Genomic DNA, 12499 nt, shown 5'->3' on the forward strand with positions numbered 1-12499 from the left:
TGGTCAGGATAACGGCTGACATCCTGAAAGGAGTGAACGATGAATAACTGGTTGCAACAGATTCAGTCGGTGCTGACAAAGAAGGGCGGTGAGAGCAAGTCGGGCGGTGGCTTAAGTGACATGCTGGCACCCGGCGCGCTGGGCGGTCTGGCTGCGATGCTGATCTCCAGTAAGTCGTCGCGCAAACTGCTGACCAAATATGGCGGCAAAGCCCTGATTGTGGGAGGTGGTGCGGCGGCAGGCGCGGTACTGTGGAACAAATACAAGCAGCGGGTCAGCGAAGCGCATCAGAATGAGCCTGACTTTGGTGTGGCACAGACGCCCGTTGACCTGCGCGCTGAGCGCCTGGTCACTGCGCTGGTGTTTGCTGCTAAAAGTGACGGGCATATCGACGATCAGGAGCGAGCCGCGATTGAGCAGAACATTCATCAATCCGGTTATGGCCAGGATGCAGAACAGCTGATTCAGAAAGCGATGAATCGCCCACTGGATCCTCAGTGGCTGGCAGCTGATGTGAAAAATGAAGAGGAGGCGCTGGAGCTCTATTTCCTGAGTTGTGCCGCTATCGACGTCGACCACTTTATGGAGCGCAGCTATCTCTCCGCCCTGGGCGACGCCCTGAAAATTCCTCAGGATGTTCGTGATGGCATTCAACAGGACCTCGAGGCCGAAAAAGCCCGTCTGCCTGCCAGTTAAACCCTCGATTCTCCGCCAGCGGGTCACTGAAGATGTTCCGCTGGCGGCAGCTTCTCACCCTATGTCTGGCTTCCCGCTGCTGAAGTGTTACGCTTACAGATCATTACGTTGATGGAGACGGATGGATGAAAGCACCCATCGCAAAAAAAATACCCCACGAGATGACGCTGCATGGCGAGACCCGCGTTGACAATTATTACTGGCTGCGCGACGACAAACGCGAAAACAGCGAGGTTCTTGATTACCTCCGAGCCGAAAATAATTACGGCAAAAAAATCATGTCGTCGCAGCAACCGCTGCAGGACCGGGTGTTAAAAGAGATTATCGATCGGCTGCCGCCGGAAGATCACTCCGTGCCTTATGTCAAAAACGGCTACCGCTATCAGAGTCGTTATCAGAGCGGTAACGAATACCCGGCCTACTACCGTCAGCCCGCAGCAAGCGATGAATCGGGCGAGTGGAGCCTGCTGCTGGATGCCAATCAGCGCGCCTCGCACAGCGATTTCTACACCATGGGCGCGCTGCATATCAGCCCGGATAACCGGGTCATGGCGCTGGCGGAAGATTTCCTGTCGCGGCGGCAATATGGCATCCGGTTCCGTAACCTGGAGAGTGGCAGCTGGTATCCCGAAGTGCTGAGCAACGCCTCATCCAGCTTCGCCTGGGGCAATGACTCACGCACCCTTTACTATGTGCGCAAGCACCCGCAGACGCTGCTCTCTTATCAGGTCTGGCGACACGAACTCGGTTCGCCGCAGTCCGATGATAAGCTGGTCTATGAAGAACGCGATGACACCTATCATCTCAGCGTGCACAAGAGCACCTCCAAGCAGTTCATCATGATTGCGCTCTACAGCACTAACACCAGCGAAATCCAGTTAATCGATGCGAACTTCCCTGATGCGCAGCCGCATGTGTTTTTGCCCCGCCGTCGCGATCACGAATACAGCATCGATCATTACGATCATCAGTTTTTCATTCGATCAAACCGTGACGGGAAAAACTTCGGGCTCTACCGCAGTCGCTATCTGGATGAGTCACGCTGGGAAACGCTGATTCCTGCGCGGGAACAGGTGGTGATGGAAGATTTTCAGCTGTTCCGCGACTGGCTGGTAGTGGAAGAGCGTCAGCGCGGCTTAACCAGTCTGCGTCAGATCAACTGGGCCAGCGGCGAGACCAGTGGCATCGCCTTTGACGATCCGACCTATGTGACGTGGCTTGCTTATAATCCCACGCCCCGCACCAGCAAACTGCGTTATGGCTACTCGTCCATGACCACGCCGACCACGCTGTTTGAACTGGATATGGATACGGGTGAACGTCGCATTCTGAAACAGAGCGCGGTGAAAGGCTTTAACGCGGAAGATTACAAAAGCGAGCACCACTGGATCAAAGTCAGCGATGGCACCGAAGTGCCGGTCTCACTGGTTTATCACCGCAAGCATTATCAGCCCGGTCAGAACCCGATGCTGGTCTATGGCTACGGCGCTTATGGCAGCAGCATGGATGCCGATTTCAGCGTCAGCCGTCTGAGCCTGCTGGATCGCGGCTTTGTCTATGCCCTGATTCAGGTACGCGGTGGCGGTGAGCTGGGACAGCAATGGTATGACGGCGGTCGCCTGCTGAACAAAATGAACAGCTTTACTGATTTTATTGAGGTGACGGATGCGCTGGTGGCACGCGGCATCGGCCACCCGGAGCGGCTTTATGCCATGGGCGGTAGCGCAGGCGGGCTGTTGATGGGCGGGGTCATTAACCTGGCACCAGAACGGTTCCACGGCGTGGTGGCTCAGGTGCCATTTGTGGATGTGGTTACCACGATGCTGGATGAGTCGATCCCGCTGACCACCGGTGAGTATGACGAGTGGGGCAACCCCAATGATCCTGAATATTACCGTTATATCCGCCAGTACAGCCCCTATGACAATATCGAGGCGAAGGATTATCCCCATCTGCTGGTCACGACTGGCCTGCACGACTCACAGGTGCAGTACTGGGAACCGGCCAAGTGGGTGGCGAAGCTAAGGTCGATGAAAACCGACAATAATCTTCTGCTGCTCTGCACCGACATGGATGCCGGTCACGGCGGCAAGTCCGGACGCTACAAAGCCTACGAAGGGATCGCGATGGAGTACACCTTCCTGCTCGGACTGGCGCAGGGTACCTTGCCGCCAGCCCAGGATTACTGAGATTCAGAGAGGTATTTATTCAGCGCCTGCCGCAATGGCGGGCGCAAATCACTGACATTATTCAGTACCCACTTCAGGTAGCCAGGATCTTTTCTGGCAATTACGGCAATCGCCTGACCGCGATATTTGCCGAACGGCAGAATATCGTCGCGCTGTGCCGCCGGTTGCGAACGCACAATCATTTCGGAGGCACTCCAGCCGGAGGTCTCCATGATACGGATCAGCAGCGCCGCCGTGACATAGCAGTCATACAGTGCGCGGTGCGCATGAAGCTCAGCGGGTGGCGTGACATCCAGCTTCAGCGAATGACGTAACGCCTGGTTGCCATATTTAATGCCCGGCCAGAGCTGGCGCGCCAGCTGCATGGTGCAGATCCATTCGCCGTACATTTCAGGCAGCATCCGCCGATCAAAACTGGCGTTGTGCGCGACATAAAAAGCGCTGCCGTAATAGCGTGGAATTGCCTCTTCAATCGTGGGTTTACCGGCGACCATTGCTTCGGTGATGCGATGCACGGCCATCGCCTGACGGCTGATCGGGCGGTCCGGTAGGGTCAAATCGCTCATCGGATTCACAATTCTACCGTCGACCACATCCACGGACGCAACTTCAACTACGCCGCCCTGCAGGCCGCAGGTTTCGGTATCAATAACGCGGAACATCATTGCTTCATCTTCGGTTCATAAGGAAGGCGCGACAGGCTGAGTGATGCCTGACGGTATTGCATCAGACGCTGACGAAACCAGTCACGCAGCGCTTCAGGCTGCTCCTGCGCCACCATCTCGGCGACGACCGGCATGTTATAGCGCTCTTTAAACGCCACGCCTGCGGCCGCCAAATCGACATTTATCTTGTCTTTCTCTTCCTGGGACAGCAATGCAAGGTTACGGCTCATAATTATCTCCTGACGATAGCCGGCAAAAGTAATGTTTTCGTCGGTCTGAATCAAGGATAAAGGATCGCATCGCTGGCCTCGACAGTGTAAAACCAGCAGCGTATCCTTTTGCCACGTTTACGCCCTGGCGGCGGTTAAAAGGATGATCTTATGCAGAAAAAAACTATTTCCCGCATGATTATAGCAGTGACGGCCGCGGGCATGATGGCCTTCAGCTCGCTGGCGGGGGCGCATGCACACCTCCAGTCTTCTCTCCCGGCGGCCAAAGCGCAGGTTACGACATCCCCTGATGCGCTGACGCTGAACTTCAGTGAAGATATTGAAGCGGCGTTCAGTGGCGTGACGCTGCTGGACAGTGCACAGAAGCCCGTCGTGACCGCCAAAGCCCGCGTTGAGTCTGACCAGAAAAAACGCCTGATTGTTGGCCTGCCGCAGCCGCTAAAAGCGGGAAGCTATCAGGTTAACTGGCATGTGCTGTCGGTGGATGGACATAAAACCGCTGGAAGCTATCGCTTTAGTGTGAAGTAACCCGGTGACAACCCTCTGGATCCTGCTGCGCGCGCTGCATTTTACTGCCGTGATGTTGCTTACAGGCAGCGCCTGTTACAGTGCGCTGCTGGCGCCCAAACGCTACCGATCCCTGTTGGCGATTCAGTTAAATCCGCTGGTGAAGGGGAGTGCCTGGCTGGCGCTGCTCAGTGCTGTGGCGATGCTGGCCTGCCAGAATGTGTTAATGAGCGGCACCAGCACTAACCTGACCGACATCCATATCTGGCTGGCGGTGCTGAGCACGCACTTCGGTGCGGTGTGGCAGTGGGAAATCATTTTCGGCGTGCTGGCTGTTGGTGCGCTATTACTGACCGGACGCCTGCGTCAGCAGGTGTTACTGCTGGCTGGCGTTCTGCAACTGTCCTGCATGGCGCTAATAGGCCATGCTGCGATGCGCGATAGCTGGCCCGGCGTTCTTCAGCAGATTAACCATGCACTGCATCTGATTGCGGCGACGTTCTGGGCAGGTGGATTACTGCCACTGTTGCTGTTGATGCGCGAGGCACGGCAGGTTGATCGCCGCACCGATGCGATTCGCACTATGATGCGTTTCTCACGCTATGGTCATCTGGCGGTGGCGTTAACGCTGCTCAGCGGGGTGATAAACAGCGTAATGATCGCGGGCTGGCCGCTGATGTGGCACGATTCACGCTACGTTATATTGCTGCTGTGCAAAGTGCTGCTGGTTGCTCTGATGGTTCTGGTGGCGCTGATTAATCGATACTGGCTGGTGCCGCGATTCCGCCTGGCGGGCAGCGGGGCGCAGCAAAAATTTATTCGCATGACGCAGCTTGAACTACTGCTGGCATGCGGCGTGGTTGGGCTGGTCAGCGTATTTGCCACGCTGTCGCCAGCCTGAATGTAGTTTAAGAGAGAAAAGGGTAGTTATGTTGCTGAAGAAAGTGATTCCCGCAATCCTGTTGTTATCCGTATGCGGCCAGGCGCTGGCGGCGCAAATCATTACCGTCAGCCGCTTTGAGATCGGTAAAGATAAGTGGCCCTTTAATCGTGAAGAGGTGATGCTGACCTGCGAGAAAGATGGTGCGATGTTTGCCATCAATCCGAGTACGCTGATGACATACCCGCTGAACGACATCGCTGACACACTGTTTAAAAACAAGCAGGTGAAAGCCCAGCCGATCAGCGTGATTCAGGCCGAAGACAAAGCCCATCCGGGCCAGATGATGAGCCTGCAGCCGATTATCGAACGCACTCAGGCGCTGTGCGGAAAATAGGCCTTTCGGGTGCAGCCTCGCGCTGCGCCCACTCTCCGAAATTTTGCCGTTGCGATCACAATCTGATCCAGTTTATGGCCCTGATTCCCGCGTTTGCTGGCATTTCCACCGCGCTGTTCTAATCTTAAATGGCAAGGCGACACCGCCTTCATAAATGCCAACTTTTAGCGCACGGCTCCTTGAGAGCCATTTCCCTGGACCGAATATAGGAATCGTATTCGGTCTTTTTTTGGTTGGCATTTAAAAACAGCATCTTAGATTAAAATCAATGAGTTGAAAGCCACCCTGTTGCCTTCTGTTCTACTCTGCTGGACTCTGTGCCGCCACTTTGTCGCCATTTTTCTTCGCCATCAATGCCAGCGGATTACAACGAATTGCATCCTCAAGATGGTCTGGCGCGAAGTGCGCATAACGCATCGTCACCCTGATGTCGGAATGCCCGAGAATTCGCTGCAGCACGATGATATTTCCCCCGGCCATCATAAAGTGACTGGCAAAGCTATGGCGCAGTACATGGCTCATCTGACCTTCAGGTAATTCAATACCGGCTAGGCGAATGACCCGATAAAACTGGCGATAACACTCTGCAAAAAAACGTCCCTCTTTGTCTTTTAATTCGTTATACAGGGCGTTGTCGATGGGTACCGAGCGGTTCTTTTTGCCTTTGGTATTGATGAAAGTGATTTTGTTTGGAGCCAATTGTGAGGCTTTAAGATTCGCGGCTTCACTCCACCGGCACCCGGTTGAAAGGCAGATTTTGATAATCAGCGTCAGATCAGGGTTATCGTGAACTTTGCAGGCGGCAAAAAGCTTTTGTATCTGGTTTTCAGTCAACCATGCCATTTCTTTCTCTGGCTGATCAAACTCCCGTATATTTTTAAGTGGGTTGGGGTAGCTGATTTCGCCAAGCCGTTCCAGCTCATTAAAAAGAGCGCGCAGAAATGCATGTTCACAGTTAATGGTACCCGGTGAGACCTTTAAAGATTTATCACTGGTTTTGTATCCGTTCTTTATGAGGCCCTGTAAACGTCGCTCCCGATAATGTGCCCAATCCTTCGAAGTGATAGAGGCAGCAACGGGGTTTCCCATGCCATTACAGATAATGTTGAGTTTGCCGAGTCGGCCTTTTCTGTCACTTAGTGAGCAACCGTGCAGTTTGTACCATAGCTCGATAAGTTCGCTAAGCTTGCGGTTATCCTCTTTTTCAGCCAGCCAGGGTTTTGCCTTCATTTCGTCCTGAGTGTATTGCTCAAAGGCAATGGCTTCAGCTCGGGTCCTGAACTGCCGCCTCACTCGTTTACCATCCCTTCCATTGAGATAGCACTCGCAGAGCCACTTACCTGTATTTAATTTCCTTATTGCCATGAAGCCCCCTTGATAAAAGGGGACTAAATTACTGTATATAAAAACAGTATTCAATGTATGATTATGGATTTTCAAACATGAAAAAGCCCGCTGAGCGGGCTAAATTAATGCAGCAGGGAAGGTTGCTGTTGGCTGGTGTAGAGTGGCACCTTATTGATTTGCCCAGGCGAGACAATCATTCCAGTCACGGTCTCGTGCGTTTTGAATGTGCAGCTGCAATTAATATTCTGGCACTGGTGATAACGTTCTTTTGTTTCTTTTGAAACATAGCGGCTGCTTTTTGCGTGGGCTGCTGTCTGGCATAAAGGGCAGTGCATCATCATCAATATCCTCAAAAAGGGCAGGGGAGAGCTACTTAGTTTGAATATGCAAATCGTGTTTTGCAAATTACACCCGAATTAAGCAGTTTCCGTTTCACCCTCTGTTTCTGACTGATATTCAATATCTGAAAGCAGCACTTCAAACTCAAGCGTGGTTGTATACCCGCTGCCGCTCAGGCTATGCGTCACCTTACTGATAATCCACGGCTGCGCATCGATCACCGACTTAAAGCCGCTCACCCTGACCGGCGTTTCCGGGTACAGGTCGGCACGTCCCATCGCGAGCGTAAGCGAGAACTCAGCGACGCCGCGCTGCAGCTTATCCCACTTTGCTTTAGCTGCCCGCATCGCGGCCGCTTTCGTCGCATACACGGTCGTCAGCGTAAAAATGTTGTCTTCAGTCCCTGCGAGGTAATCGCCCTCTCGGGCCTCTGGTGTTTTGGTCGCAGTCGTCTTTTTCTTTTTAGCCGCCGGATGCTCCAGCGCACGCAGGTGTTTAACCTTCGGCTTACGCTTTACCTTAACTTTCTTGGGCTTAGGGTCTTTGGTGTGCAGCCAGCTTGCCGCGACACCCGTATATGCGCCACGGTCGGCAATGCTGAAGCTGTGCCGGTCGCCGTCCTGTCGCGTAATCGTCATCTGCGGGATTGGTTTGCCGCTGGCGGTGACACCGTTACCGGGCTTTATAAAAAGAAGCCGCCCGGCCTTCACTGCCGCAACCGCGCCGTACAGCGTGGCGAGTCGCGTCAGGAATTTAGCATCTGTCTCCTGCGTCTGGTCAATGTGCGCTACGGCAATTCCGGCGAACCCATCAGCCAGCATGGGCTTTAAGTTATTTCGTGCGGCTATCTGCGTCACGACTTCCCCCAGGGTGGTGTCGTGATAGGACACCTCCCGGCGGGAATTAAGCGAGCCACGAAAATCGGCACTGCGGGCGCGAATGGTCATGGTGTCAGGCGCGCCGTGGTGCTCAACCTCATCAACGGTGAAACTACCTTTGCCGAAAAGCGTCTGCCCCTTCCAGCCGAGAAACAGCGTTATCACTGCGCCGCGTACCGGCATTGCCAGCTGGCCGTCGGCGTCGTCCAGCTCAATATCCAGCTGGTCAGCTTCAAAGCCGCGATTATCGGTCAGTGTCATCGAGATAAGGCGATCCCGGATATTGGTTGTGACGTCCTTAGAGTTAACCTTCAGCATGAAATCTGGCGTCAACTGCGCCCCGGCCTGCACCGGCAGGCTACTTATCCCGATCATCCGAGCAGCCCCCCTGCAGTTGAAATCAGGCTACCGGCCGCCGACTTCACGCCGTTAATTGCTGACGTGAGCTGCCCTGGCAGACTGGCGGAGCCGCTGATAAGCCCGTCAGCCTGTTTCTTCAGGTCGCCAAACATCGAGGTAAGCGCCTCGTCAACGCGCTTCAGGCTCAGGGTAAACATGATTTTGCTGGCCGTTCCGTTGGGGTAAAACTCGCTGAAGGTGTTAGAAATACTCTCGATCACGTACATGCCGTAAATCATGCCGCTGCCGCCAATCAGCGGCCACGCTGCCCCCTCGTCGGCCATCAGGCGGATTGTCATCAGCGACAGCGAGCCGCCCGTGATTTCCGGGCGCAGCTCCCCGGATAGCGTGATTTTTTCATCGCCCGGCCCGATAAACTGCGCCGCCGGACGCTGCCCGAACCGGCTGTTAGTGGGCCAGCGATAGTCGATATTCTGCTGCATATCCCCGTAAGGCAGGGTCTGTCGCATAAACGGCATCATGCCGTAAATCATCATCATCGTTTAATCCTCCCAGCCCATTTTGCTGCGGTTCTGTGCCTGCCGGTTGCGCTGCTCTTTAGCCTGGTGCTGCGCCATCAGCGCCATTGCGTCGTCTTTGGTCATGCCCTCGTGCATGTTGATTTCATACTGATAGGTATTCTGGCTGCGGTCGGTGAATCCGCTCCCGGCTGACGGAGCTGAAACCGGGCGGTAAGGCGCGCCACCGTAAGCGATGTTGTATTGCAGCCCGCCGGTATCTGCGCCCGCGCCGCCGGTTGCTACCGCATCGGGCGTCGGAACCTTGTCTTTCAGGCCATCGGATTTCGTGTCGATAATGCCGAGCTTATCCAGCACCCAGTTAATGCCGCCCATAAGCTGATCGAGTGCGTGACCTGGAATTTTCAGCGCCTCGGCCAGCATGTTGCCGAACTTCTTACCCATGTCTCCGGCGGCGGCGAGTTCGGTCTGCGTGGATTTCAGCGGCTCCAGCAGTTTGCCGAACCAGTCCCAAAGCTCTTTGACCTTGCCACCCACCCAATCAAACACCGGCTTTAACGAACCGAAGGAGTCACTGATCGGCCCCATCGCTGCGGTGAAGCCTTCGGCCATGCCCGCGATAAAGGCGCTGATGGGTTCCCAGTATTTCCGCACCAGTAGCGCCCCGGCCACGATTACTGCCGCGACGGCCAGAACCGGCAGCGTGATAGCGCCGAGCGCGGCCGTAATCGCGCCGCCTGCGATGCTGAATGCCGTGCCTAGGAAGCCCGCCCCGGCAATCAGGGTATTCACGCCCGCTATCACCGGCCAGGCTACCAGCCCGATTGCGCCCAGCGCCCCGGCCAGCATCAGCCCGCCCATTACCACTTTTGCGATACCGCCCGCCAGCTCAGGGTTAGCCTTAATCCAGCCATCCACCTTGAGCAGCAGCGCCGCCGTGTCCTGGGTAAGCGTGCGCAGGCTGCCGTCGTTCTGATCAAACAGGTCGGTGCCGATAGCCTCATAAGCAGACTGCAGCTCTTTCAGGTCGCCGCCGAGATTATCCTGCATGACCTGGACCAGTTCGGCGGTTTTGCCATCAGAGGCTTTAAACGTGGCGGTCAGCTGGTCGAGCTTGCCGGTTGAGGCGGCGGTCATCAGCACGGCGGCCGATGAGCTGGCCTCCTCGCCAAAGATGGTTTTCATGTACTCGGCCCGCTGGCCCGTTCCCAGCTTGTGACGATCAAAGCTCGCCTGCATTTCTTTCAGGATGGTGAAGATCGGGCGGGTATTTCCTTTGCCGTCTGCCGTTTTAATTCCCAGCTCTTTGATAGCCTTGAATGATTCGCCGGTCGGTGCCTGCAGCCTGCTCAGCACGGCGCGGCCTCCCGTACCGGCCATTGAGCCGGTTATTTTGGCATCGTGCAGAGCGCCGACCATCGCTGCCGCCTGCTCAATGCTGACGCCCGCGTTTTTCGCTACCGGGGCGACGTAGGTCAGCGCATCGCTAAGCCCGTCAAAGTCAGCGGCCGTTTTATTCATGGTCATCGACAGCACGTCGCCGATGTGTGCCACCTCATCGTTTGAAAGCTGGAAGGCTGATTTCATCCCCATCAGCAGCCCGGCGTTTTCCTCCATCGTGCGCTTGTTTGCCAGCGCCATGTTGAGCGTAACCGGCGTAACGGCCTGAACAGCAGCGGCATCGCCGCCGCCTTTGGCGATAACGATTTGCGCGCCTGCCGCATCATCGGCAGAGGCGGCCGTTGTATCGCCCAGCTGACGCGCCTGCGCACGCAGGGCCTTCATTTCCGGCGATTCTTTTCCCACGCCGAGCACGGCCTGCAGCTCGGAATTCTTCTGTGCGAAATCAAACCCCGGCATCAGCAGCGAGGTTGCCGCCATGCCGCCGACCGTTGCCGCACCGATACCGGCCGCGCCCATGTTGCGCACTTTACCCGACAGCTCCTGCCCTTTGCGGTAGCGTTCGCTGGTCTGGTTCAGTCGCTCCTGCTGTGCATTCAGCCGCTGCAGCTCCATTTTCTGCCGACTCAGGCTGACGGTTGCCTGCGCCGAGGCGGATTTCAGGCGCTGCTGCTCGCTGCTAAGGGCTTTGGTGGAAATCCCCGCGGCGTTAAGTGCCTCGCGCTGCTGCTGCACCGAAAGGCGCAGGCTGTTGGACTTCGTCTGCAGCTCTGCCGCCGCCTGCCGGGCCTTTTCCAATGCGCGGGCCTGCTGTGTCGTCGGGCGCTCGGTGTTTTTAAACTGCACGGCCAGCGCGGCCGCCTCCTGCTTTGCGTCTTTGAGGCTCTGCTGCGTGACGGCCAGCTGTGCGCTGGCCTTGCGGAAGCCGTCAATTTTCCCGGCCTGCGCATCCAGCTCCTTAATAGTCGTCTGCGTCTGGCGTATGTCTGACGACAGGTTTTTAGCGGCGGTCTGCACGGCTTTGAAGGGGCGCGAGGCTTTGTCTACCGCGTTCAGCAGCACCTGCACCTTGAGGTTATTGCTCATCCGGGGTTGCTCCGCTGCGGATAAAGGCTTTATGCCGCCAGTCCATCAGCTCGGCCAGCGGCATGTCGTACATCTCGGAGGGTTGCCAGTGAAATATCGTGGCAATGTCGGCCATCAGGTCATTGACCGTCAGGCCGTGCGGCCAGTCTAGTCGTCCGACTTCGACTGCAAAAAACCGATCACCTTTCCGCCCAGCGCAATCAGGTCAACCGGATCAAGCGCGTTACACTCGGCCTTTGTCAGTGATGGCAGGGTAATGCGGGGCAGCACGGTCAGCAGGGAGTCAACATCTGACTGGCACAAATCGGCCAGGCGCACGCCGCGCAGGCTTCCGGCCGTCGGTTTAATCAGCTCCACGCTTTTGATTTCGGTTTCGCCGCGCAGCAGCGGGGTTTCAAACTCAACAATGTTATCTTTCTTTTCCATGATTGTTCTCTGTTCACTGTAGTCAGGTAAAGCCAGCGGCGGGCGCTGGCGTCAGGGTTTATACCAGGCCGAGGTTTTTACGGCGCTGCTCAAGACGGTCAACGCCGTTGACCTTCTCCACCATGTTAATGGTGTCGATTTCGATCAGCTCTTTGCCGTTAAAGGTGAGCTTGTAATAGGTGTTTTTACTGGTGATTTTGGTTTCGGTGTCTTCGCCCTGTTTGGCTTCGCCAAAATCAAACGACTGATGCTTACCGCGCACCTCAATCTCTACCGCGATTTCCTCGCCGGTATCGTCGCGCTGGTAAGAGCCGGTAAAGCGCAGGGGGATGTCAGACGCCCCCCACTGCGTGAGTACCAGCTCATCAATACCGCCGATGCTCCACTCAACATCGAGCGCGTCATCTTCCAGACCGTTATCAATGAAGGCCGCGCCGCTCATGCCGCCCGCGCGGAATGGGTCGAGCTTGCGCGCCAGCTTCGGCAGGGTCACGGCGGTGACGACGCCCTGATAGCTGTTGGCGTTATTAAAAAGGTTCATGCCCTTCAGTTTGCGTGGCAGTGCCATTTATCCGGCTCC

General features: G+C 55.9%; 15 protein-coding genes. 5 read left to right on the top strand and 10 right to left on the bottom strand.

The window, feature by feature from the left end; genetic code table 11:
* Window positions 1–39: 39 nt before the first annotated feature.
* Both P2R09_RS10680 and P2R09_RS10685 read left to right on the top strand, forming a co-directional pair.
* Window positions 40–696 (top strand): DUF533 domain-containing protein, encoded by a 657-nt coding sequence (locus P2R09_RS10680; RefSeq protein WP_275769495.1) that lies wholly within the window; start codon window positions 40–42, stop codon window positions 694–696.
* Between the two features lie 125 nt (window positions 697–821).
* Window positions 822–2885: a prolyl oligopeptidase family serine peptidase gene (locus P2R09_RS10685; protein WP_008925355.1), complete on the top strand. Its 2064-nt coding sequence runs from the start codon at window positions 822–824 to the stop codon at window positions 2883–2885.
* Here the strand turns inward: P2R09_RS10685 and exoX are convergent.
* Window positions 2879–3550 (bottom strand): exodeoxyribonuclease X, encoded by a 672-nt coding sequence (exoX, locus tag P2R09_RS10690; protein WP_008925354.1) that lies wholly within the window; start codon window positions 3548–3550, stop codon window positions 2879–2881. The two genes, P2R09_RS10685 and exoX, sit on opposite strands and share 7 nt — an antisense overlap.
* Window positions 3547–3780, bottom strand: a complete 234-nt coding sequence (locus P2R09_RS10695; RefSeq protein ID WP_008925353.1) for a DNA polymerase III subunit theta — start codon at window positions 3778–3780, stop codon at window positions 3547–3549. The genes exoX and P2R09_RS10695 overlap by 4 nt, the downstream gene beginning before the upstream one ends.
* Before the next feature lie 150 nt (window positions 3781–3930).
* Between P2R09_RS10695 and copC the strand changes: the two genes are divergently transcribed.
* From copC to P2R09_RS10710, 3 genes are read left to right on the top strand one after another with little or no spacing between them, the layout of a single operon-like run.
* Window positions 3931–4308 (top strand): copper homeostasis periplasmic binding protein CopC, encoded by a 378-nt coding sequence (copC, locus tag P2R09_RS10700; protein WP_003849236.1) that lies wholly within the window; start codon window positions 3931–3933, stop codon window positions 4306–4308.
* Between the two features lie 4 nt (window positions 4309–4312).
* Window positions 4313–5188, top strand: coding sequence for a copper homeostasis membrane protein CopD (copD, locus tag P2R09_RS10705; RefSeq protein WP_275769500.1), 876 nt, complete (start codon window positions 4313–4315; stop codon window positions 5186–5188).
* Window positions 5189–5216: 28 nt separating this feature from the next.
* A complete protein-coding gene (locus tag P2R09_RS10710; RefSeq protein ID WP_003849240.1) occupies window positions 5217–5564 on the top strand; it encodes a DUF2511 domain-containing protein in 348 nt (115 codons plus the stop codon).
* Between the two features lie 300 nt (window positions 5565–5864).
* On the opposite strand, the gene P2R09_RS10715 is transcribed toward P2R09_RS10710, so the two are convergent.
* The 8 genes from P2R09_RS10715 to P2R09_RS10750 all read right to left on the bottom strand — a co-directional run bounded on the left by P2R09_RS10715 (window position 5865) and on the right by P2R09_RS10750 (window position 12487).
* Window positions 5865–6929, bottom strand: a complete 1065-nt coding sequence (locus tag P2R09_RS10715) for a tyrosine-type recombinase/integrase (protein WP_275769502.1) — start codon at window positions 6927–6929, stop codon at window positions 5865–5867.
* Between the two features lie 104 nt (window positions 6930–7033).
* Window positions 7034–7249 carry an ogr/Delta-like zinc finger family protein gene (locus tag P2R09_RS10720; protein ID WP_069026604.1) on the bottom strand — a complete coding sequence of 72 codons (216 nt, stop codon included), beginning with the start codon at window positions 7247–7249 and terminating at the stop codon, window positions 7034–7036.
* A gap of 78 nt (window positions 7250–7327) precedes the next feature.
* Window positions 7328–8503 carry a phage late control D family protein gene (locus P2R09_RS10725; protein WP_275769504.1) on the bottom strand — a complete coding sequence of 392 codons (1176 nt, stop codon included), beginning with the start codon at window positions 8501–8503 and terminating at the stop codon, window positions 7328–7330.
* Entirely contained in the window at window positions 8500–9027 is a 528-nt protein-coding gene (locus tag P2R09_RS10730) for a phage tail protein (RefSeq protein WP_275769506.1), read from the bottom strand. The genes P2R09_RS10725 and P2R09_RS10730 overlap by 4 nt, the downstream gene beginning before the upstream one ends.
* Before the next feature lie 3 nt (window positions 9028–9030).
* On the bottom strand, window positions 9031–11493 hold the full coding sequence (locus P2R09_RS10735) for a phage tail tape measure protein (protein ID WP_275769509.1): 2463 nt from the start codon (window positions 11491–11493) through the stop codon (window positions 9031–9033).
* Entirely contained in the window at window positions 11483–11608 is a 126-nt protein-coding gene (locus P2R09_RS10740) for a GpE family phage tail protein (protein WP_111207766.1), read from the bottom strand. Before P2R09_RS10740 ends, P2R09_RS10735 begins: the two co-directional genes overlap by 11 nt.
* A 32-nt stretch (window positions 11609–11640) precedes the next feature.
* Complete coding sequence (locus P2R09_RS10745; RefSeq protein WP_275769512.1) at window positions 11641–11919, bottom strand: phage tail assembly protein; 279 nt, start codon at window positions 11917–11919, stop codon at window positions 11641–11643.
* Window positions 11920–11977: 58 nt separating this feature from the next.
* Window positions 11978–12487 (bottom strand): phage major tail tube protein, encoded by a 510-nt coding sequence (locus tag P2R09_RS10750; protein WP_010246672.1) that lies wholly within the window; start codon window positions 12485–12487, stop codon window positions 11978–11980.
* Window positions 12488–12499 lie beyond the last annotated feature (12 nt).

This window comes from Pantoea sp. Cr_R13, from assembly GCF_029222565.1.
Classification (GTDB): domain Bacteria; phylum Pseudomonadota; class Gammaproteobacteria; order Enterobacterales; family Enterobacteriaceae; genus Pantoea; species Pantoea eucalypti.